Here is a 21,560-nt window from a genome sequence, read left to right as displayed (position 1 = left end):
GATGCCTGCGCTGAGGCTTCGGCGGTCGTGCCGCGCGGTCGTGGCGGTGGTGCTCGCCCTGGCCGGCTGCACGTCGGCAGAGCCCGCGCCCGAGCCCGAGGCCGTCGACCTGCTGCAGCAGGACTGGGGGCATGTTCCCGGGGTCGTCGCCGACGCAGAGGGCCTGGAGGTGACCGCGACGGGGCGGCGCATCGTTGAGCAGGACGGCGGGGGAGGCCAGCCGGATCCTCCGGTCGACCTCGCGGGAACGCATCTGCTGACCGACGGGGACTTCGTGATCACGGCGTCGTTCGAGAACGCGACCGCCGATGCCACCCTGGCGGTGTACGACCGGCCACCGGTGATCGCCGACGAGTTCCGGATCGAGCCGGCCGGGCTGCACCTCACTCTCCGGGGCGACGAGCTTCGCATCGCCGTCTTCGACGGCACTCCTCAGCGGGATGTGACGGAACCGCAACCGGCGTATGACGATCAGGTCGCGGTCACCGATCCGGAGGCGGAGCTCTCGGTGCGCCGTTCCGGCGATCGACTCGAGATCGCCAGCGGTGGCGCGAAGGTGGCATCCCTTCCCGACGTCTTCGATTCCGGCGAGCTCTGGCTGGGGCTCTCGAGCGACGACGGGCGCTTCACGGTCAGCTCGCTCACCGCCGCCGCGACCGCCGGAGCGTCACTCTCGACGGCAGGAGCCGTCGCAGCGGATGCGGAGCGGTCGCCTGAGGGGCTCCAGGCTCTCGCCTCCCGTGCTCGCGCCGACTTCGTGATCGGCGCGGCGGTGGCACTCGGCCCGCTCGCCTCCGACGTCGACTACGCGAGCAACCTCGTGGGGAACTTCGTTGCGGTCACGCCGGAGAACGCGATGAAGCCGCAGGCGCTCTCCCCGCGGCAGGGTGAGTACAGGTTCGAGGAGGCCGACGCCCTGCTCGACATCGCCGAGAGCAAGGGAATCGCCGTACACGGCCACACCATCGCGTTCACCGAGGCGATGCCCCGCTGGATGCAGGATCTGCCGACAGGCATCGACGAGGAGCGCAGGGCCAGCGCGCAGGCCCTGCTCGACTACGTGACCACGGTCGTGTCGCACTTCAAGGGCCGGCTCCACTCCCTCGACGTCGTGAACGAACCGTTCGACGTCGACCAGGGAACGACCTTGCAGCAGAACATCTGGTACCGCGTCTTCGGGCCGGGCTACCCGGTGGTCGTCTCGCAAGCGGTTCACGACGCCGATCCGGGGGTGCGGCAGTTCATCAACGAGAACGGCGCGGATGTGCCTGGTCCCCGCCAGGACGCACTGCTCGAACTCGCCCTCGAGACGAACGAGCGGGGCGGGCACATCGACGGCGTCGGTCTTCAGGCACACGTCTACGACCTCGGTAGCGACGCCATCTCGGCCGACGATCTCACCGCCTCGCTCGAGACGTTCGGCCGGGCAGGGCTGTCCGTTCGCATCTCCGAGAACGACGTTCCCGACAGCGAGGGGCAGGAGGTTCAGGCGGAGCAGTACGCCACGGTTCTCGACACCTGCATCCGCTCGGCGACCTGCGTCTCCTACACGACCTGGGGGGTCGACGACCGGTACGACTGGTTCCTCGACGGCGATGGCGCCCCGCAGCAGGGCCGAGACCTTCTCTTCGACGACGGGGCCCCGACGCCTGCCTACGACGCTCTCCGCGAGGTGCTGGTCGGCTGACGGCCGCGCGGCGGCGGATGCGGCGGTGGGGTGACGGATGCGCGGCGACGGGCGGCGACGGGCGGCGACGGCCCGAGCGCGGCCGCTCTACGTCGCGCCCGCCTCGGTGCGGGCGCGGGTGCGGCGGTGCCGCGACTGCTTGGCGCGGTTGCCGCACACCGCCATCGAGCACCACTGGCCCGTGCGCGAGCGGGAGTGGTCGTAGAACGCCCAGCGACAGGTGTCGTTCGTGCAGGCCTTGAGGCGTGAGAAGGTGCCGTCGGCGAGCGCGGCGGCGACCGCGTCGAGCACCCGGGCGGTGACGGCGTCGAGGCCCACGGATGCGCCCGACAGGCCGAGGCCCGACGGTGTGAAGAGCGGCACGACGTGGGCTCGGCGGGCTGCGGCGGTCAGTGCATCCGCCGTCGACGGAGGGAGGGGAACGCGGTCGTGGTTGGCCTCGAGGGCGTCGCGGAGCGACTCGCGCAACCCACGGGCCGAGGCGAGCGCCGCGCGACTCGGCTCCCGGTCGCCCGTGTCGAGCTGCATCTCCGCCGCCCAGACCGCCCACGCCGTCGCATCCCGCAGGCGGTCGACGTCGTCTTCGATGTCGAGGGTGTTCACGAAGGCACGCACGAACTCGAGCTCGCCGGGAGCGTGAGGGGCAGCGACATCGTCCACTCCTCCATTCCAGCACATAACCGTCATTGCCGGAAAGATGGTTGCACAGTAACCTCCATGATCATGACGGCGGTTACAAGTGCGTGGCGCTCGAGAGGCTTCCGGCGGGTGTGGACCGCCGGAGCGGTCTCCGGCCTGGGGGCGGAGATCGGCGAGCTGGCGGTGCCCGTACTGGCACTCGTGACGCTGGGCGCATCCGCCACCGAGCTCTCGTTCGTGCGGGCCGCGCTGCTCGTTCCCTACCTCGTGCTGACCCTGGGCCTCGGCGTGCTGGTCGACCGCCGTCGCCGCAGGCCGCTGCTGGTCGCCGCCGACCTGGGGCGGGGCGTCCTGCTCGGAGCTGTCTGCACGCTCGCGCTGCTCGGCTGGCTCACCGTGCCTCTGCTCATCGCGGCGGCGGCCGCACTCGGCTCGCTCACCGTGCTGTACCTGCTCGCCGAGTTCTCGTTCGTGCCGCTCGTGGTCGAGGAGGAGCAGCTCATCGACGCCAACGCCCGCATCACCGCCGCGCAATCGGCGATCGGCGTCGCGGGCGCGGGGGCGGGCGGAGCCCTCGTGCAGCTTCTGACGGCACCGTTCGCCCTCGTCGCCAACGCTGTCGGCTACCTCGCGTCGGGGGCGCTGATCGCCTCCGTGAAGGTCGACGAGCCCCTACCCGACCGCGCGACGCGCACCTCGGCCCTTCGCGAGGCGCGCGCGGGAGTCGCGGTGATCGTGCGACACCGCGTGCTGCGCGGGCTCGTCGGCGAGGCGACGCTCTGGAACCTCGGCAACGAGGTGTTCATGCTCGCCCTCTCCCTGCTCGTGCTGCGCCTGCTCGACCTCGGCGCTGGAGCGCTCGGGCTCGTGCTCATGGCGGCCGGCGCCGGCGCCTTCCTCGGCGCCGCCCTGAGCCGCAGACTCACCGAGAGGTTCGGCTACGGCCGCTCGCTCATCGCCTCGATGCTCGTCGGGAACTCCGCCCCGCTGGTCGCGAGTGGGAGCGCCCTCGCCGTCGGCGCGGCGGGCCTTCCGGCGCTCGCCATCGTCGCGACGCTGACGGCCGGGATGCTCCTGTCGGGCATCGGATGCGGGGTCGCCAACTCGCAGGCGGTCAGCCTCCGCCAGCTCGCGGTCGAGCCCGCGCTGCGCGGCCGCGCCAACGCCGCCTACCGCCTCGTCTCCTGGGGCGCGCTCTCGATCGGTGCCCTCGCGGGCGGTGCACTCATCACCCTCATCGGTGAGTGGGGCGCCGCTGTCGCGGGCGCGGGGCTCATGGCGGCGGCGACGCTCCCCGTGCTGCTCTCCCCGGTGCGCCGCCTGCGCACCATCGAGGAGGTGCGCCCCGCCGCGGCCCTGCGGGTGGGGTGAGGCCGGCGTTCCTGCCCCTCAGCATTCGACGACGTTGATCGCCAGCCCGCCTTCGGAGGTCTCCTTGTAGCGTGACGACATGTCGCGCCCCGTCTGCCGCATCGTCTCGATGACCGTGTCGAGGCTGACCACGTGGGTGCCGTCGCCGAGCATGGCGATGCGCGCGGCGGTCTGAGCAGTCGATGCGGCCACAGCATTCCGCTCGATGCAGGGGATCTGCACCAGGCCGCCGACAGGGTCGCAGGTGAGACCGAGGTGATGCTCCATCGCGATCTCGGCGGCGTTCTCGACCTGGGCCACCGAGCCGCCCCGCACGGCGCAGAGCGCGGCAGCGGCCATCGCGCAGGCCGAACCGACCTCGCCCTGGCAGCCCGCCTCTGCGCCCGAGATGGAGGCGTTGGCCTTCACGATCGATCCGATCGCTGCGGCCGTGAGCAGGAAGGTGCGCACCTCGGCGATCGAGGCGCCCGTGCTGACCACGTGGTGGTTCAGCACGGCCGGGAGCACGCCGGCCGCGCCGTTCGTGGGAGCGGTGACCACCCGCCCGCCGGCGGCGTTCTCCTCGTTCACGGCCAGCGCGTAGAGCGAGAGCCGGTCGTCGGTGTGCGCTCCCCGCCCGGGCTCGGCGAGCTGGGCGGCCATGGCACTCGCTCGCCGGCGTACCTTCAGGGCTCCAGGGAGTACGCCCGTGGCCGTCATCCCGCGATCGATGCACGCGCGCATCACCGACCAGACGGCATCCAGACCTGCGACGGCCCGATCCTGTCCGTGCATCGCGATCTCGTCGGCGAGAGCCACCTCGGCGATGGTGCGGTCGGTGCCGCACTCGTCGATCAGCTCGCGTGCCGTGCGGTACCGGGAGACCGGAGGCGTCGTCGCGGCAGGACGAGGCCGGTCGCCCGCCCGCTCGATGAATCCGCCGCCGATCGACAGGTAGGTGATGGAGCGCAGCAGCTCGTCGCCTCGCCAGGCGAGCAGCGTCAAGGCGTTCGGATGCCCGTGCCGGCGCGAGAACGGCTCGAAGACGAAGTCGTCGCGCTCGAGTCGCACCCCGGCCGCGGTGCAGGATCCGCCGGCGGCGAGGAGCGCCCACTGGCCGTGCACGTCGGAGGGGTCGCAGCTCTCGGGCGCCATCCCGCGGAGCCCGGCGATGACCGCATCCGGAGTTCCGTGACCGATGCCGGTCGCCGCCAGCGACCCGTGCAGCCGGCACTCAAGACGGTCGGGCCGCGCAGCCGGGGCGGCGGCGGCCAGCGCCTCGAGCTCGCGGGCGAAGTCGGCCCCGGCCCGCATGGGCCCCACCGTGTGGGAACTCGAGGGGCCGATTCCGATCGAGAACATCTCGAGGGCGGAGACGTAGACGCCCACCATCTCAGCCGACCTGATCGCCGCCGACGACAACGTCGTCGACGCGCAGCTCGGCACCGTCGAGAAGCACCAGGTCGGCCGGAGCGCCGGGCTCCAGGCGGCCGAGCGCCGGCCGGGCGCCCGGGGTGATGCTCGCCGGATTCTCCGACGCCAGCCGGAGGCTCGTCCCGAGCCCGATCGAGGGAAGAGCCGCCAGTCTCCGGACTCCGTCGACGAGGGTCGCTGCGGCGCCGGCGAGCAGGTCGCTCCCGGCGTGGGAGAGCCGCAGATCGTCACCCAGCACGACCCGGCCGCCCACCGGGGTGGTGTGCACCCCTGCGGCGAGCCCCCCGATCGTTGTCAGGTCGGAGACGAGGAAGACGCCCCGATCGCCCTTGGCGCGGATCATGGCCACGAGGGTCTCGTCGGGGAGGTGGTGGCCGTCGGCGATCACCCCGGCTGTGATCCGTTCGTCGGCCAGCAGCGACCAGATCGCGTTGGGGTGGCGGGGCAGCATCGTCGGGATGCCGTTGCCCAGGTGCGTCGCGAGCCGGGCGCCGGCGTCGACGGCGGCGACGATGTGGGCGTGATCGGCCGAGGTGTGACCGATCGAGACGGTGACGCCCTCGGCGGTGATGCGTGCGATCTGCTCCTCCGAACGGTCGGCGTGGGGGGAGACGGTGACGATCCCCACCGGCCCGGCCCGGCGCCAGCGATCGACCTCGCCGGCGTCGAGCGGCCGGATCCACTCGAGATCGTGAACCCCTCGTGCCCCGTCGTCGGGTGAGATGAACGGGCCCTCGACGTGCGCGCACGGTATGGCGTCGTGCACCCGTGGGTCGATGGTGCGAGCTCGCCTGATGCAGTCGAGGGCGTGGAGGATGCGCTCCTCCGGGCCGGTGATGACGGTGGGTACCCAGGTGGTGACCCCGATCGCCCGCAGCCGCTCGGTCAGCGCGATGAGCGTCGACGGCGTCACGTCGTCGCCGTTGACGTCGAGACCCGCGTAGCCGTTGACCTGCGTGTCGACGAACCCAGGGGTGAGCACCGGGAGCGACTCGTCGCGGGAGGGTCGACGCGAGACGGCGCTGATCAGGCCGTCGGTGATCTCGACGCGCACCGCCTCCAGTGCGTCGGCCGAACGGCCCTCGAGGGCTCTCGTCACGATGCTCACAGGGCCTCCACCCGGTCACGATAGCGGGTGGCGACCTCGGCGTTGTGGGCGTCGCCGCCCGGCCGGTAGCTGGATGCCCACCGCGCCCCGGCGCCCGAGGCGCCGTCGTGCCCTCTCCGTGCGTCGAGGATCGCCCCGGCTTCGAGCAGTGTCCAGGTGAGGGCGAACGCGTTCGCCGACGTGGCGAGAGGCACCTCCCCCACCCCGGCGACCTCGGCCGTGTCGCCTGGTGGCACGAACGTGTCGATGTGGATGTCGACGAGGTGCGAGAGCGAGACTCCCGGTTCGCTGCGCGCGGGATGCCCCTCGGGGACGGCCTGCTCGGAGCGTACGGAGGAGTAGCCGACGACGACGGCCCCGCGGCTCCGGAGAGCACGAGCGAGGTCGATCACGGTCGCGTTCACCCCCGAGGCGTTCACGAGCAGCGCGACGTCGCCGTGAGCGATGTCGTACGGCGCCAGGATCTCGTTCGCCCGCCCCGGCGTGCGTTCCTGGGTCGTGGACCGGAAGGCGCCTTCGGTCAGCAGGGTCGCGCGGTCGATCACCGGGACGAGGCCGGCCGGCAGGCCGGGTCGGCAGAACACCTCCTGCACGGCGAGCTGCGAATGCGCGCCCGGGCCGGCGACGAACACCAGCCGATCCTCGGCGAGGCGGTCGGCCACGGTCGTCGCCGCCGCAGCGACGGAAGACGCGTTCCCGGTCAGGATGGCGCCGTGGAGCCCGGCGAGTGCGCCCGCGTAGGCAGCGCCGACAGAACCCGCCGTCACACCGGGGCCGATTCGACGTCGACGTGGAGGTGAACGCGGGGATGCCGGCGGAGTGCGGTTCCCGGATGCTCGCCACCGACGGGCTTCTCGAGCGAGTCGATCACCGCCTGCCGCTTCTGCGCACCAGGAACCGAGGCGATCACGACGCGGCTGTCGAGCAGCCGCGGGATGGTGACCGAGAGCGCCCGCGGTGGCACCGAGTCGAGGTCGGGGAAGTGACCCTCGTCGACCTGCTGCTGGCGGCTGACCGTGTCGAGCTCGACGACGCGTACCGCGCGGGGATCGTCGAGGTCGGCGGGCGGGTCGTTGAAGGCCAGGTGTCCGTTCACGCCGAGCCCGAGCAGCACCAGGTCGAACGGCTGGTCCCCCATGGCGACCGCATAGCGCCGGGCCTCGGTCTCGGGGTCGCCCTCGGGGCGCATCCGCTCGAAGACGAGACCCGGAGTCTTGTCCACGAAGTGGCGCTCGAGCCAATTGCCGAAGCCTTGGGGCGCGTCGGCGGGCAGTCCGAGGTAGTCGTCCATGTGGAAGGCGAGCACCCGGCCCCAGTCGATGCCTCCGGCTTCGGCGAGCGCGTGCAGGGTCGCCTCCTGACTGGGGGCGGCGGCGAGCATGATCCGCACCGTTCCGGGCTCGGCGAGCCGCTCGCGGAGGATGGCCGCCGCCTCGGCGGCGGCTCTCTCGCCGAGCACTGCTCGGTTCGGATGGGTCTGAACGCTCGGCGCGTATTCGGTCGCGGTGGGCACGGTGGAGAACCTCCAGAATGGATCAAGGCGTGTCAGTGCACGATAATGTCAAACGTTTGCACAAATCAAGGAGCTCTCATGAGAATCGCCCTGGCCGGGCTGGACAGCTCACGACCGGTGCGGATCGCCCGGCACCTCGCGACGCTCGGCCCCGCCGGCCACGGCCTCACCGCGATCGCGGCAGCGGGGCAGACGCCGTCGGCCGAGCTGCAGGCCGTCCTGCATCCTGACGTGCAGGTGGTGGACGGGGTCGGCGACCTGATCGGCCTCGCCGATGCGGTTCTGGAGTTCGGGCGGGCGGCGGGGGAGCGCGTCACTCGCGTTCTCCCCCTGCTGGACGCCTGTGTACCGGTGCTCGTCGACAAGCCATTGGCCCTGACTCGGGATGCCGCCGCGTTGATGGCCGACCGGGCGCAGCGGAGCGGCGTCGCCCTCCTCGCCGACTCGGGCTATCGCACGGCACCCGCCCTCGCGCCGCTGGTCCTAGAGGCGCAAGGCCCGGCCGGGTCGCAGCCGGTGCTCCGCATCAGCGGCCCCGCCGATCCCCGCTCGCCGTGGGGAGGGCTCGCCTTCTACGGCAGCCATCACGCCCAGATCCTGCAGGAGTTGCGCCCGGAGGCGCTCGCGACGACAGAAGCGCTCGACGTGCGGCGGGATCCCGCGGGGAACGGGGTGCAGGTGCAGGCGGGCTCGAGCGTGCAGCTGCGGTTCACCGAGCCGGAAGTCAGCGATGGCTTCACCGTCGCCATCGGTGGCCGATCGGTTTCGCTCGCACCGGCTCCCGACTACCTGGAGCGCCTGATCGACCGCTTCCTCGCCGAGTGCGCCGCTCCCCGGTACGACGAGCAGTGGCGTCGGCGTCTGGTCGAACCGGTGGCCCTCCTGGAACGCATCACCGAGAAGCTGCCCCGTCTCCCGTGAGGTGATCGAGCACCGCCTCGACCGCCGCCGCGCTGCAGATGCCGAAGGCGTCGACCGCGGGTGCCACGACGACAGCCGCGTGTGGTGACGCGAGCCCCGCCGCGGCCATCATCCCGTTCACGATCACCGTGGCCGCCGAGGGGCCGGATGCTGCGGCGGCGATCACGGCGGAGATCGCGCTGCGCTCGCTCACCGAGACCGTCGTGCCGGGCACGAGCACCGGCACGAGCATCCGGTCGCCGTCCGCCGAGGCGAGCTCGGCGACGCGCTCCGCCGAGGGCTCGTGCTCCTCGTGCCGCACGACCGCGCCGCGGGCGGCGGCCGCCTCGGCGAGTCGCGCGGCGAGCAGGGAATCGCCGATCAGGAGCAGTTCTGCGGCCGGCCGGATGCGGCCGGCGACGTCGACGGTGCCCGCCCGCGCCGGGTCGTGCCAGGGCAGCGGGCGGTCGAGCGATCCCGGTGTCGGCAGAGGTGCCTGCCCGGGGCGCGAGCGATCGTGGGCGAGATCGTCGCGGAGGCCCGCCAGCCGCGCGGCCGACCGGGTGAGCTCGGCTTCGGCGACGCGCCCGTCGGCAACGGCGTCGGCCACGGCGTTCACCAACTCAGGCAGCCGGCCCGCCTCGCACTTCGAGTTCGCCACGTCAGCGCCTGCAGCCAGCGCCAGCACGGCGGCCTCGGCCGGCGTCCATCGGGCGCTGATCGCCGACATCCGCAACGAGTCGGAGATGATCACGCCCTCGAAGCCCAGACGGTTCCGAAGCCATTCGCGGTTGACGACCGCCGAGAGGCTCGCCGGCTCCTCCACCCCGAGCGCCGGAAGCACCACGTGTCCGACCATGACGGTCTGGACGCCCGCGGCGATGGCCGCGGCGAACGGCGGGAGGTGCACGTCGTCGAGGGAGGCGCGATCGCGATCGATCACGGGGAGGCCGAGGTGGCTGTCGACGGTGCTGTCGCCGTGGCCGGGGAAGTGCTTCGCGCAGGAGATCATCCCGCCGTCGCGGAAGCCCCGCACCTGGGCCGCGCCCAAGTCGGCGGTCGCCTCGGAACCCAGGCCGAACGCCCTCACGCCGAGGATGGGGTCGTCGTCGGTGGTTCGCACGTCGACCGTCGGGCTGAAGGTCCAGTCGTAGCCGACGGCGCGAGCTTCGCGGGCGGCGAGCAGGGCGGTGCTGTAGGCGAGCCCGGGGTCGTCGGCGAGCGCGATTCCGCGCGGATACGGGAGGTCGGTACCGGTGCGGCCCAGGCTGTACCCGATGCCCGATTCGAGGTTGCCGCTGATGAGCGGAGCGGGCACTCCTGCTCGCTGAGCCTCGGCGCGGATCGAGGCGTGATAGCGCGCGGCGTCGCTCGCGCTCATGTCGACGACGCTGTGCAGCGCCCCCACTCCGGCCCGCACGGCTGCCAGGGTGTCGGCGTCGGGCGACCCGTCGGGATCGACCCCCGGCATCACGAGGATGCAGGCCGCGATGCGCCGGTGCAGCGGCAGCTGCGCCGTTTCGGCTTCGGGAAGTTTCGGCACGGGCGCTTGACGCGAATGAAGATGCATGGCTACTTTTTATCAAACGTTTGCACAAAGCGTCAGCACCACAACCGCTCGGAACCACACATCACCCTTTCCCGACCAGGAGTGCCCATGCAACGCAAGATCAGAACAATAAGCCTCGCGGCCCCGATCACCATCGCGGTGGCGGTGGCCCTGAGCGGCTGCGGGCTCGGCGCCGGAACCGACAGCCCGGCGGATGTCTCAGGGGCCGTCGAGGGCACCATCACCTTCCAGACCATGCAGCTCTCGCCGACCTTCGACGAGTACATCAACGCGGCGATCGACGAATTCGAATCGGAGAACCCCGGCACCACAGTGAAGTGGACGGACATCCCGAGCGACCAGGCGGCCCGCAAGGTCAGTGCCGATTCCGCCGCCGGAACGCTGCCCGACGTGATGGACCTCGACGCCGCCACCCTCGCCCCACTGGGCCGCGACAGCCGGGTTGTCGACATGGCGGTGCAGGCGGCCGACCTCGAGGAGCGATACGTCGGCTCGGCCTGGGAGTCGTTCGACTACGGCGCGACAGCGGTCGCCGCGCTGCCCTGGTATCTCAACTCGCCGGTGCTCATGTCGAACTCCGCGCTCGTGCAGCAGGCGGGCTCGCCTGCGGCACCCACCAGCTACAGCGACCTCCTCGCCGTGTCGAAGGAGATCGCCGAGACGACCGGCAAGGCCGGCTTCCAGCCCACCTCGATCGGCTTCCCGAACTACCTGCTGAGCCTCGGCGTCCCGCTCGTGAACGACGACTCCACCGAGGCGATCGTCGACACCCCGGAGGCCGAGGAGTTCCTGCAGAGTCTCGCCGATCTCTACACCGTCGGCGGCATCCCCGCCGATTCGGTCACCGCCGCCCAGCGCACCGAGATCGACACCTTCTCGCAGGGCGAGACCGCGTACCTGGAGACGGGCCCCTCGCGGTTGAAGATCATCCAGCAGAACGCTCCCCAGGTCTTCGACGCCATCACCATCGACCAGCCCCTGGGTGCGGAGGAAGGCACCACCTGGGTGGTCGCACACGGTCTCGCCGTGCCGCAGACGTCGAAGAACGCCGCCACCGCGCTGGCGTTCGCCGAGTTCCTCACCAGCCCCGAGAACCAGCTCGCGCTCGCGAAGCAGTCCTCCGTCTTCCCCAGCACCACCGAGTCGCTCGAAGACCCGTTCTTCAGCGCCGAGCCGACCGACGCCGCCACCGAGGCACGCGGGATCGTCGCCGCGAGTCTGTTCGACGGCGGCACCATGGCCAAGCCGCCGGCGGTCGACGCCGAGTACGCCAACACGCTGTGGTCGTCGGTTCAGACCGCGATCACCGGGGAGACGCCCGTGAAAGACGCCCTCGCCGCCGCAGAATCGCAGCTCACCGAGCTGCTGCAGAGCCGGGCGCAGTGACGGCCACTGCGGGCACGGTCCGCCGGAGCGCGGGGCGGCCCTCGCGCCGCACCCCGCTCCGGCGGCACCGCTGGTGGGTTCCCGTGCTCTTCATCGGGCCGGTGCTCGCCATCCAGCTGACCTTCCTCTTCCTGCCGCTCGGCAACACCTTCGTGCTCGCGTTCACGAACGCCAGCACCGTCGGTGGCGGCGTGTTCACAGGGCTTGCCAACTTCGCGACCATCTTCGCCTCTGCCGCGTTCTGGGATGCGACGGCGCACACGGGGCTCTACATCGTGCTCGCCACGCCCCTGCTGGTGGGCATCTCGCTCGGCCTCGCCATCCTGATCAACACGAAGATGCGCGGTGCGGGGATCGTGCGCCCCATCCTGTTCTCGCCGCTGGTCATGCCTATGGCGGTCGTAGCGCTGATGTTCCAGTACGTGCTGAGTTCCGACGGGCTGGTCAACCAGATCCTCTCCGGCCTGCACGTGATCTCGGAGCCGATCCCTTTCCTCACCAGTTCGCAACTCGCGCTGGTCAGCTCGGTGATCGTGACGGTGTGGAAGGGCTGCGGACTGTACACGCTGATCCTGCTGGCGGCGCTGCAGAACGTGTCGCGTGAGCTCGACGAGGCCGCCGAGCTCGATGGGGCGAGCTGGCTGCGTCGCACGGTGAGCGTGACCATCCCGCAGATCCGCGGCACCATCGGCCTGGTGGCCGGTCTCGCCGCCATCGCCGCCCTCCGCGCCTTCACCGAGCCGTACGTGCTCACCGGCGGCGGCCCCGGCACCTCCTCGACGACGATCGTGCTCTACCTGTTCACCAAGGGTGTGTCTCCCGGAACCCAGGCGGGCTACGCCTCGGCCATCAGCCTGGTGCTCTTCGTGTTCGTGCTGCTGTTCGCCTCGATCTCCTGGGCCGTCACCCGGAAAGGACGTCTGCGATGACCACCGCCACCGCCGCACGCACCGCGCCGCCCGTCTCCTCCCCGCCTGCCGCGTCGTCGCCGGCGCCGAAGCCGCGTCGTCGCCGCCGCCGCCGAGGCGCCATCGGCCCTCTCGAGCGCGCGATCCGCTGGGTGCTGATGATCATCGCCGTGGCCGTCGTGCTGGGACCGCTCCTCTGGCAACTCGGAACGGCGTTGAAGGGTGCCGGGGAGGCCACCGTCGGTTTTCCCGGAAGCCTCGTGCCCTCCGACCCGACGCTCGAGAACTTCGTCACCGCCTTCACCGCCGTGCCGCTCGGGCGGTACCTCCTCAACTCGGGCGCGATCGCGCTGCTCGGTGTGACGTTCAACCTATTGCTGGCGACCCTCACGGGCTACGCGCTGGCGCGCATCCCGTTCCGGGGTCGAGCGCTGTACATCGGCGTGCTGCTGGCGACAGCGGCGCTGCCGTTCGAGGTCATCCTCATCTCGACGCTGCTGGTGACGCGTGGCCTCGGGCTGCAGGACACCCTGCTCGGGGTCGTTCTGCCACAGGCGGTCTCGATCGTCTCCATCCTCGTGATGAGGCAGGCCTTCCTGGCCATCCCCGACGAGATCGAGGAGGCGGCGACGATGGACGGCGCGGGCGCCGTGCGCACCTTCTGGTCGATCATGCTGCCGTCGGTGCGGGGCTCGATCGCCGTGGTGGCTGTGCTCGGCTTCCTCGACAGCTGGGACCAGTTCCTCTGGCCGCTCGTCATTCTGAGCGACCCGGCGAACTACCCCGTGAACGTCGGTGTGCAGTTCCTGGCCGGCGCCTTCTCGGCCGATCAGCGCGTGATCAGTGCGGCAGCGTTGATCGTGATGGTCCCACCGCTCCTGGTCTACTTCCTGCTGCAGAAGCAGGTCTTCACGGGTCTTGCCGAGGGAGCGCTGAAGGGATGAGCGCACGGGGAGCGAGACGGGCCGTCGCCCTCGTGGGCGCCTCCGGCTATGGGCGACGGCACCTCGACGAGCTGCTCGACCTGCATCGTGCCGGATCGATCGAGGTCTGCGCCGTCGTCGACACCGCCCTGCCCGCCGGCATCGGAGAGCTCGCCGAACTGGCTGGGCTCGTCGCGGAGAGCGGTGCTCACCCCTATCTCGGCGGCGACCTGGCGGAGGCGCTGCGAAGCCGCGAGCCGACGACGGTCGTCATCGCGACTCCGCCGCACACGCATGCCGCTCTCGCCGAGCAGGCGCTCGCGGCCGGATGCTCGGTCTACCTCGAGAAGCCGCCGGTTCCGCTCCTCGCCGATCTGCATCGCCTGCTCGAGCGTGCTTCGGGTCGCCGTTTCGAGGTCGGCTTCCAGCAGACCCCGGCGGTGGTCGCCACCGTGACCGACGCGCTGCTGGCGCATCCGCTCGGCGCGGTCGAGAGGATCACCGGCTTCGGTGCGCTGCAACGACCCGACTCCTACTACACGCGGTCGCGCTGGGCGGGTCGCCTCGAGCTCGACGGGCGGGCCGTCTTCGACGGGGCGCTGTTCAACCCGCTCGCCCACGTGGTTCATGCAGCGCTGGCGATCGCGTCGAGCATCGATCCGGCCTGGGCGCTCGACTCGCTCGAGGCGCAGCTCGGCTCGGTGCGAGCGATCCAGTGCGACGATCTCGCAGCGGTCGGCGCACGATCGATCGACGGGCCCGAGGTCTTCGCGATCGGCACCACGGCAGCCGATCGCGTCATCGAGCCGTCGGTTCTCGTGGTCGGCGAGCGCGGTCGGCTGCGGGTGCGCCTGCGCGATCTCGCCACGACCGTCTCGGTCGACGGCGAGGACCCGTTCGAACTCCCGCCGCGCGCGCACGGCTCCGCCCTCAGGGCGGCGGTGCTCGACCCGCACGGGCCGGCCGACCCGCTCCTGGAGGCCGCGGCCGCCGAGCCGTTCGTGCGCCTGGTCTCGGCAGTCGTCGACACGGTGGGGGAGCCGGTGGCTCTCGCCCGTGACTCGCTGGCCCTCCACCGCGACGGCGAACGCCTGGTGACGCTGCCCGGCATCGCCCGCGCGATCGAAAGCGCTGTGGACGACGGCCACCTCCTCACCGACGGACAGGTCGCTCTCGGTGACTCGCTCCGACGCACTCGACTCGGGGAATGGAACGGCAGGATGGCGCGGTCGTACGATGACAGCGTGGCAACGATCGCGGGGGAGGTGTCGTCATGACGGATCGCACCGCACCCACGAAGCTCAAAGACGTCGCGCTCGCCGCCGGGGTGTCGATCTCCACCGTCTCGCGGGTCTTCACCAACCCCGAGCGGCTCTCGCCCGCCACCGTGCAGCACGTGCGCGAGGTCGCCTCCCGGCTCCGGTTCTCGCCGAATCTGATGGCGCGGGCGCTCATCACAGGCGTCGCCGCGAATGTCGGGCTGATCGTGCCCGACATCACGAACCCCTACATGACGACGCTCCTGAAGGCCGCGCAGGGGCGCTCCCGCACCTCGGGTGTTGGCGTGCTCGTCGCCGACACCGACGACAGCGCCGAGATCGAGCGCCAGGTCGCCGATCAGCTGGCCCGGCAGTCGCGCGGCCTCATCCTCTGCGCCCCGCGGATGAGCTCGGCGCACATCCGTGAGGTCGCCGAACTCATCCCTGTGGTCCTCATCAACCGGGTGGTGAAAGACGTGCCTTCGGTGGTGACCGACTCCGAACCGGCCCTGGGCGAGATCGTCGACAACCTGCACGGCCTCGGCCACCGCCGGTTCGCGTACCTCCCCGGCCCCTCGGGCTCGTGGGCCAATCGCCAACGCCTGAAGGCACTCACCGAGCGATCCGAGGCCGCCGGGTCGGATCTCGTCGTGCTGCCTGCCACGGTGGCCACCTACGCCGACGGTATCGCGGCGGCGGATGCGGTGGTGCAGAGCGAGGCTACAGCGGTGTTCGCGTTCGACGACGTGCTCGCCTCCGGACTCATCGAAGGGCTGAGACGGGAGGGCCGGCGGGTGCCTGACGACATCTCCGTGGTGGGTCACGACGACGTCTTGGCCGAACTCGTCCAGCCCGGGTTGACCACGGTCGCCGGGCACAGCGACCGGGTCGGGCGACTGGCCATGGAACGGCTGCTCGACCCCGACGGCGAGCAGGACCGCGAGGTCTCCATCCCCATCCGCGCCTCCGCCGTCTACCGCGGATCCACCGGGCCGGCGCCGCGCTGACCGGGCGCTGACCGACCGCTCCGGCGGGCGCATCCGTCGGTCTGAGCGTGCAAACGTTTGCACCGCTCACCAGCTCAATCACTCGAAGGAGATCTCCGATGACCCCCCTCCCCTCACTCGCCCAGGCAGCCCCCGCGCCGTCGTCCGAGGCCGAGCTCGACGCACTGCTCTCCCGGCCGGGCTTCGGCGTGGGCGGCGCTCTCGACGCTCTCGGCGGCGACCTGCTCCTGCTCGGAGCCGGCGGCAAGATCGGTCCCACAATGGCGAGGATGGCTCGCGCCGCGCTCGACGCGGAGGGTTCCTCGGCCGAGGTGATCGCGGTCTCGCGGTGGAGCGACCCCGAGACCCGGCGGCTGCTGGAGGCCGACGGCATCCGCACCGTCTCGGCAGATCTCGCCGACCCCTCGGTCTACGCGACACTCCCGGATGCTGCGGGCCTCTACTATCTCGCCGCGATGAAGTTCGGCACCGTCGGGGCCGAACACCGCACCTGGTGGTCGAACGCCGCGATTCCCGCCCTGGTCGCCGACCGCTACCGCGGAGTTCCCTCCATGGTCTACTCGACCGGCAATGTCTACGGGCTCCGCCCGCTGGCTGCGGGGGGCTCGAACGAGACGGATGAGACCTCACCGGTCGGCGAATACGCCCAGTCCTGCCTCGGCCGGGAGCGTCTCTTCGGGTACGCCGCAGCGGAATGGGGCACACCGACGACGATCTTCCGGCTCAACTACGCCTGCGAGCTGCGGTACGGCGTGATCGCCGACATCGCGGCGACGATCGCCGCGGGCGACCCGGTCGACGTGACCATGCCGGCGGTGAACGTGGCCTGGCAGGGCGACATCAGCTCGTGGGCGCTGCGCAGCATCGAACTCGGCTCGTCGCCCGCTCGCATCCTCAACGCCACCGGCCCCGAGACGGTTCCCGTGCGCACGATCGCCACCCTCCTGGCCGAGCGCATGGGGCGTGAGGTCGTGTTCAGCGGTGAGGAGGCCGCCGATGCGCTGCTGAGCGACGCCAGCGAGTGCTTCGAGCTCTACGGCTACCCGACGGTGTCGCTGCGCACCCTGATCGGCTGGGTCGCCGAATGGGTGGGTTCCGGACATCGGCAGCTCGGCAAGGCCACCAAGTTCCAGCAGCGGGCGGGGGCGTACTGATGGGGTCGCTCCAAGCGCGCCTGGGGGCCGGTGTCGCCATCCCGGCCCATCCGCTCGCTCTCGACGCCGAGGGGCGGTTCGACGAGCGCGGGCAGCGCGCGCTCGCCCGGTACTACGCCGAGTCGGGGGTCGACGGCCTCGCCGTCGGCGTGCACACGACGCAGTTCGAGCTGCACGAGGATCGCGGTCTGCTCCGCACCGTCTGGGCGGGCGCCGCGCAGACCGTCGCGGAGGCCGCTTGGGATGCGGTGCTCGTCGCCGGCCTGGTCGGAGACGTGCGGCAGGCTGTCGAGGAGGCGGAGCTCGCAGCCGGGCTCGGCTACGACGCCGTGCTGCTGTGCCCCTGGGGGATGAGCGAACGCACCGAGAAGTCTCTGCTCGAACGCGCCGCCGCGGTCGGCGAGGTGCTCCCGACAATCGGCTTCTACCTGCAAGACGATGTCGGGGGGATGCGCCTCGGCCGTTCGTACTGGACGGCTCTGCTCGACCAGGAGTCGACGGTCGCCGTGAAGGCGGCACCCTTCGATCGCTACCGCACCAACGACGTCGCGCGAGCGCTCGCCGAACACGATCGCTGGAACGAGGTGGCGCTGCTCACGGGCAACGACGACGCGATCGTTCACGATCTCGTGACGCCCACGCGCGTCACGGTCGGCGGAGAGCAGCGCGAGGTGCGCATCCGCGGCGGCTTGCTCGGGCAGTGGGCCGTCGGGGCGCGGGCTGCCGCCCGGCTGCGCGCGGCCGCCGCCGCGGAGGCGGACGCGGGCTCGGTGTCGGTGGGCACGCTCGCGACCGCGGGGGACCTCGTCGAGGTCAACGCTGCCGTGTTCGACGTGCTCGGCGGTTTCGCCGGATGTGTGGCGGGAGTCAACGAGGTTCTCCGGCAGCAGGGTCTGCTCGAGAGCGCGACCTGCCTCTCGCCGCAGGAACGCGTCTCTCCCGGACAGTCCGAGCTCATCGCCGATGTCTTGACCCGGTTCCCGGAGCTGCTCGATCAGAGCTTCGTCGCCGAGAACCGCGACCGATGGCTCGCCTGAGCGCCGGCGCCGGCGCCGGCGCCGCGGGTGCCGCGCCGAACGCCTCCGGCCGCGGGCCGGAGCGCAGCGCGCCGACGCCCGTGACGGGCATCGTTCACCTCGGTCTGGGTGCCTTCCATCGCGCGCACCAGGCACCCTTCACGGCCGAGGTCGACGACGAACGCCGGTGGGGCATCGCCGCCTTCACCGGCCGCTCGCCGGTCGACGAGGCGCTCGCCCGGCACGACGGCGTCTACACGCTGGTCGAGGCGGGCGCCCGACCCGACGCCCACCTCATCGAGCAGCTGTCGTCGGTGAGGTCAGGGCAGGACACGGCGGCATTCCGCTCGGCGCTTGCCGACCGGCGGGTGAGCGTGCTGACCCTGACGATCACGGAGGCCGGCTACCGGCTCGGCGCAGACGCCAGGCTCGACCTCCTCGACGAGGAGGTGCAGTCCGACGTGGCGGTGCTACGGGGGGAGCGCCGGAGTGACCTGGCGACGGCCCCGGGGCGGATCGTCGACGCGCTCGCCGCGCGACGTGCTTCGGCGGGGCCGCTCTCGATCGTCTCCTGCGACAACCTCGCGGGTAACGGTGGAGCCGCACGATCCGCCGTGCTGGGGCTCGCCGCCGAGGTCGATGAGGCCCTGGCGGGCTGGATCGAGCAGAAGATCGCCTTCCCCTCGACCGCCGTCGACCGCATCACGCCCCGGCCCGATGCCCGGGCCCGCGATCTCGCCGAGCAGCTCACGGGTCTTGCCGACCCAGCCGCCGTTCTCACCGAGCGGCACCGCGAGTGGGTGCTCGAAGACTCGTTCGCTGCCGAACGGCCCGCGTGGGAAAGGGCCGGCGCACTCGTCGTCGCCGACGTCGCGCCGTTCGAGAAGCGCAAGCTCCTGATGTTGAACGCGGCACACACCCTGCTGGCGCTCGAGGGAAGGCTTCGGGGGCACGAGACGGTTCGCGCGGCATTCGCCGATCGTGAGCTGCGGATGCGCGTCGAGGCGCTCTGGGACGAAGCTGCTCACCTGCTTCCTCCGGAGGCCTCCGCCGTCGAGGACTACCGGGCGGCGCTCGCCGAACGGTTCGCCGAGCCCGGGATCGACCATCGGCTGGAGCAGATAGCGCAGGGGAGCGAGCAGAAGCTGCGCATCCGGGTGGTCCCCACCGTCGTGGCCGAGCGAGCGGCGGGGCGCACCGGGCGCGCGGCTCTGCACGCCGTCGCGGCGTACCTCAGGAGCAGCAGGCGACTTCGCGAAGGGCTCGCCGGGCTGCACGAGCCGTGGGCGAACGACACCGGCGTCGCCGATCTCGTGGAGGAGATCCGCGACACCCTCCCGGACAGACCATCGGGGCATCCGGTCAGCTGACCGACACGACGACCAGACCAGCCCATTAGAACAGCCAGACCGCACCACCAGGAGGAACCATGCGCATCGCCGCCGCCGACGTCATCGTCACCAGCCCGAGCCGCAACTTCGTCACGCTGAAGATCACCACCGACGACGGGGTGGTGGGCTGGGGCGACGGAACCCTGAACGGCCGTGAACTCGCCGTGTCGGCGTACCTCGCCGAGCACGTGGTGCCGTTGCTGATAGGGCGCGACGCCCACGCCATCGAAGACACCTGGCAGTTTTTGTACCGGAGCGCGTACTGGCGCCGGGGGCCGGTCACGATGGCCGCCATCGCCGCCGTCGACATGGCCCTCTGGGACATCAAGGCGAAGGTCGCAGGGCTTCCCCTCTACCAGCTGCTGGGCGGGGCGAGCCGGGTCGGGCTCCACACCTACGGTCATGCATCGGGTCGCGATCTGCCCGAACTGTTCGACTCGGTGCGCGCCACCCTGGCCGAGGGGCACCGGTCGGTGCGCATCCAGACCGCCATCCCCGGCGTGAAGGCGGTCTACGGGGTGGCGGCTCAAGCGCAGGCGAGCGGTGAGAGGTACGACTACGAGCCGGCCGGCCGCGGTCCGCTCCCGACGGAGGAGGACTGGGACACCGGAGCCTACCTCCGACACCTGCCGACCGTCTTCGAAGCGGTACGCAACGAGTTCGGTGCGGAACTGCCGTTGCTGCACGACGGCCACCACCGGATGACACCCCTCCAGGCCTCGCGCCTCGGCCGCTCCCTCGAGCCCTACGACCTGTTCTGGCTCGAAGACTGCACCCCGGCCGAGAACCCGCAGGCGCTCGAGGTGGTGCGCCGCAACACCATCACCCCCCTGGCCATCGGCGAGGTCTTCAACACGGTATGGGACTTCCAGCACCTCATCAGCAACCAGCTCATCGACTACGTGCGCGCCGCATCCACCCACTTCGGCGGGGTGTCGCCCTTGCGCAAGGTGATGGACTTCGCCGCGCAGTACCAGATCAAGTCGGGTTTCCACGGGCCGACCGACGTCTCTCCGATCGGCTTCGCCGCACAGGTGCACGTGGGCCTCAGCATCCACAACTTCGGAATCCAGGAGTACATGCTGCACAGCGACCGCACCAACCGGGTCTTCGACCAGGGGATGACCTTCGTCGACGGCTACCTGCATCCCTCCGACCGCCCCGGCCTCGGTGTCGACTTCGACGAGCAGGTCGCCGCCGAGTTCCCCTACCAGCGGGCCTACCTGCCCTTCAACCGCCTGCCCGACGGCACCATGCACGACTGGTGACGGTCGTGCTCGGCTCCCGACTCGCTCCATCGGCTCCATCCCGCTCCACCCACCGCAGTACACGAAAGGAACGATCATGAAGCGCACCACCTCGAACCGCACCGGCACCCGCACCCGCAGGCCGGCTGCCCGGCTGGCCCTGGCGATCGGCGTCGCCCTGACCTGCCTGGCCCCCGCCCTGCCCGCGGCGGCCGCCGCGCCGGCAGCCGTCGCCGCAACCACCACTCTCTCCGGCTACGACACCGCCGTGCTCGCCGACGATCCGGCGGTGTACTGGACGATGAGCGGCTCGGGCAGCGGCACCGAGGCCGATCTCGGCTCGGCCGGCATCGACGGCGCCTACACGGGCTCGCCCAGCGCGACCACCCTGCCCAACGGCGACGCCGCTGTCGACTTCGACGGCGCGACCCAGTACTTCGAGGCGCCCGATGCCGACGCCCTGAGCCCGGCCACCACCGGCGAGATCACCATCGAGGCGTGGATGCGCCCCGACGTGCTGCAGTTCCCGAACGACGAGGGCTCGGGCTACGTGCACTGGATGGGCAAGGGCGAGACCGGGCAGCACGAGTACGTGTCGCGGATGTACTCGCTCGACAACACCGAGAACCGGCCCAACCGCATCTCCGGCTACTCGTTCAACCTCTCGGGCGGGCTGGGCGCCGGCTCCTACTTCCAGGACGCGGTGCAGCAAGGGGAGTGGATCCACTACGTGCTCGTGATCAACGCGAACGCGACGAGCACGGCCTACCCGAACGGCTACACCAAGGTCTATCGTGACGGTGTGCTGCGTGACCAGGACGACCTGAGCATCCGCGGCCAGATCATCGTGCCGGAACGTGGATCGGCTCCCTTCCGCGCCGGCACCCGCGACTTCGGCTCCTGGTTCGACGGCGCGATCGGCAAGATCGCCGTCTGGGACTCCGAGCTCACCGCCGCCCAGATCGCCGCGCACACCGCGGCGATGTAGGGCCGGGGTCGCCGTCGTCAGGGTGGCCGCCCTCCGGGCGGGCTGCTCACGGTCTCGCTCCTCGTCGATGTTCTTCGCGT

At 71.2% G+C, this 21,560-nt stretch carries 19 protein-coding genes; 13 read left to right on the top strand and 6 right to left on the bottom strand.

The window, feature by feature from the left end; translation table 11 throughout:
* Nucleotide 1 precedes the first annotated feature (1 nt).
* On the top strand, nt 2–1,687 hold the full coding sequence (locus ABFY20_RS18640; protein WP_368497696.1) for an endo-1,4-beta-xylanase: 1,686 nt from the start codon (nt 2–4) through the stop codon (nt 1,685–1,687).
* A gap of 87 nt (nt 1,688–1,774) precedes the next feature.
* Here ABFY20_RS18640 and ABFY20_RS18635 read toward each other — a convergent pair whose 3' ends face one another.
* On the bottom strand, nt 1,775–2,347 hold the full coding sequence (locus ABFY20_RS18635; protein ID WP_368497695.1) for a CGNR zinc finger domain-containing protein: 573 nt from the start codon (nt 2,345–2,347) through the stop codon (nt 1,775–1,777).
* A 57-nt stretch (nt 2,348–2,404) separates the two neighbouring features.
* Here ABFY20_RS18635 and ABFY20_RS18630 point away from each other — a divergent pair, with 57 nt between their 5' ends.
* Nucleotides 2,405–3,697, top strand: a complete 1,293-nt coding sequence (locus ABFY20_RS18630; protein WP_368497694.1) for an MFS transporter — start codon at nt 2,405–2,407, stop codon at nt 3,695–3,697.
* 18 nt (nt 3,698–3,715) lie between these two features.
* Here ABFY20_RS18630 and ABFY20_RS18625 read toward each other — a convergent pair whose 3' ends face one another.
* From ABFY20_RS18625 to ABFY20_RS18610, 4 genes are read right to left on the bottom strand one after another with little or no spacing between them, the layout of a single operon-like run.
* Nucleotides 3,716–5,065 (bottom strand): L-serine ammonia-lyase, encoded by a 1,350-nt coding sequence (locus tag ABFY20_RS18625; protein WP_368499827.1) that lies wholly within the window; start codon nt 5,063–5,065, stop codon nt 3,716–3,718.
* 4 nt (nt 5,066–5,069) lie between these two features.
* The gene (locus ABFY20_RS18620; RefSeq protein WP_368497693.1) at nt 5,070–6,218 is read right to left on the bottom strand and encodes an N-acetylglucosamine-6-phosphate deacetylase; all 1,149 of its coding nucleotides are present in this window, start codon (nt 6,216–6,218) and stop codon (nt 5,070–5,072) included.
* Entirely contained in the window at nt 6,215–6,985 is a 771-nt protein-coding gene (locus ABFY20_RS18615; protein ID WP_368497692.1) for an SIS domain-containing protein, read from the bottom strand. Before ABFY20_RS18615 ends, ABFY20_RS18620 begins: the two co-directional genes overlap by 4 nt.
* Entirely contained in the window at nt 6,982–7,731 is a 750-nt protein-coding gene (locus ABFY20_RS18610) for a 6-phosphogluconolactonase (protein ID WP_368497691.1), read from the bottom strand. The genes ABFY20_RS18615 and ABFY20_RS18610 overlap by 4 nt, the downstream gene beginning before the upstream one ends.
* 78 nt (nt 7,732–7,809) lie before the next feature.
* Here ABFY20_RS18610 and ABFY20_RS18605 point away from each other — a divergent pair, with 78 nt between their 5' ends.
* Nucleotides 7,810–8,652: a hypothetical protein gene (locus tag ABFY20_RS18605; protein WP_368497690.1), complete on the top strand. Its 843-nt coding sequence runs from the start codon at nt 7,810–7,812 to the stop codon at nt 8,650–8,652.
* Here ABFY20_RS18605 and ABFY20_RS18600 read toward each other — a convergent pair.
* Nucleotides 8,624–10,174 (bottom strand): glycoside hydrolase family 3 N-terminal domain-containing protein, encoded by a 1,551-nt coding sequence (locus ABFY20_RS18600; RefSeq protein WP_368497689.1) that lies wholly within the window; start codon nt 10,172–10,174, stop codon nt 8,624–8,626. The two genes, ABFY20_RS18605 and ABFY20_RS18600, sit on opposite strands and share 29 nt — an antisense overlap.
* Before the next feature lie 114 nt (nt 10,175–10,288).
* Between ABFY20_RS18600 and ABFY20_RS18595 the strand changes: the two genes are divergently transcribed.
* The 10 genes from ABFY20_RS18595 to ABFY20_RS18550 all read left to right on the top strand — a co-directional run bounded on the left by ABFY20_RS18595 (nt 10,289) and on the right by ABFY20_RS18550 (nt 21,480).
* Entirely contained in the window at nt 10,289–11,587 is a 1,299-nt protein-coding gene (locus tag ABFY20_RS18595; RefSeq protein ID WP_368497688.1) for an ABC transporter substrate-binding protein, read from the top strand.
* Nucleotides 11,584–12,516, top strand: coding sequence for a carbohydrate ABC transporter permease (locus tag ABFY20_RS18590; protein WP_368497687.1), 933 nt, complete (start codon nt 11,584–11,586; stop codon nt 12,514–12,516). The genes ABFY20_RS18595 and ABFY20_RS18590 overlap by 4 nt, the downstream gene beginning before the upstream one ends.
* The gene (locus ABFY20_RS18585) at nt 12,513–13,439 is read left to right on the top strand and encodes a carbohydrate ABC transporter permease (protein ID WP_368497686.1); all 927 of its coding nucleotides are present in this window, start codon (nt 12,513–12,515) and stop codon (nt 13,437–13,439) included. Before ABFY20_RS18590 ends, ABFY20_RS18585 begins: the two co-directional genes overlap by 4 nt.
* Nucleotides 13,436–14,695 (top strand): Gfo/Idh/MocA family protein, encoded by a 1,260-nt coding sequence (locus tag ABFY20_RS18580; protein WP_368497685.1) that lies wholly within the window; start codon nt 13,436–13,438, stop codon nt 14,693–14,695. The genes ABFY20_RS18585 and ABFY20_RS18580 overlap by 4 nt, the downstream gene beginning before the upstream one ends.
* Complete coding sequence (locus ABFY20_RS18575; RefSeq protein WP_368497684.1) at nt 14,692–15,684, top strand: LacI family DNA-binding transcriptional regulator; 993 nt, start codon at nt 14,692–14,694, stop codon at nt 15,682–15,684. Before ABFY20_RS18580 ends, ABFY20_RS18575 begins: the two co-directional genes overlap by 4 nt.
* A 98-nt stretch (nt 15,685–15,782) precedes the next feature.
* Nucleotides 15,783–16,838, top strand: a complete 1,056-nt coding sequence (locus ABFY20_RS18570; RefSeq protein ID WP_368497683.1) for an NAD-dependent epimerase/dehydratase family protein — start codon at nt 15,783–15,785, stop codon at nt 16,836–16,838.
* Nucleotides 16,838–17,875 carry a dihydrodipicolinate synthase family protein gene (locus ABFY20_RS18565; protein ID WP_368497682.1) on the top strand — a complete coding sequence of 346 codons (1,038 nt, stop codon included), beginning with the start codon at nt 16,838–16,840 and terminating at the stop codon, nt 17,873–17,875. The genes ABFY20_RS18570 and ABFY20_RS18565 overlap by 1 nt, the downstream gene beginning before the upstream one ends.
* On the top strand, nt 17,863–19,224 hold the full coding sequence (locus ABFY20_RS18560; RefSeq protein WP_368497681.1) for a mannitol dehydrogenase family protein: 1,362 nt from the start codon (nt 17,863–17,865) through the stop codon (nt 19,222–19,224). Before ABFY20_RS18565 ends, ABFY20_RS18560 begins: the two co-directional genes overlap by 13 nt.
* Nucleotides 19,225–19,283: 59 nt before the next feature.
* Nucleotides 19,284–20,513 (top strand): D-mannonate dehydratase ManD, encoded by a 1,230-nt coding sequence (gene manD / locus ABFY20_RS18555; protein ID WP_368497680.1) that lies wholly within the window; start codon nt 19,284–19,286, stop codon nt 20,511–20,513.
* Between the two features lie 76 nt (nt 20,514–20,589).
* On the top strand, nt 20,590–21,480 hold the full coding sequence (locus ABFY20_RS18550) for a LamG-like jellyroll fold domain-containing protein (protein ID WP_368497679.1): 891 nt from the start codon (nt 20,590–20,592) through the stop codon (nt 21,478–21,480).
* Nucleotides 21,481–21,560 lie beyond the last annotated feature (80 nt).

The sequence above is a fragment of the Herbiconiux sp. A18JL235 genome (assembly GCF_040939305.1).
Taxonomy (GTDB): Bacteria; Actinomycetota; Actinomycetes; order Actinomycetales; family Microbacteriaceae; genus Herbiconiux.
This window is presented reverse-complemented; position numbering and strand designations above follow the sequence as displayed.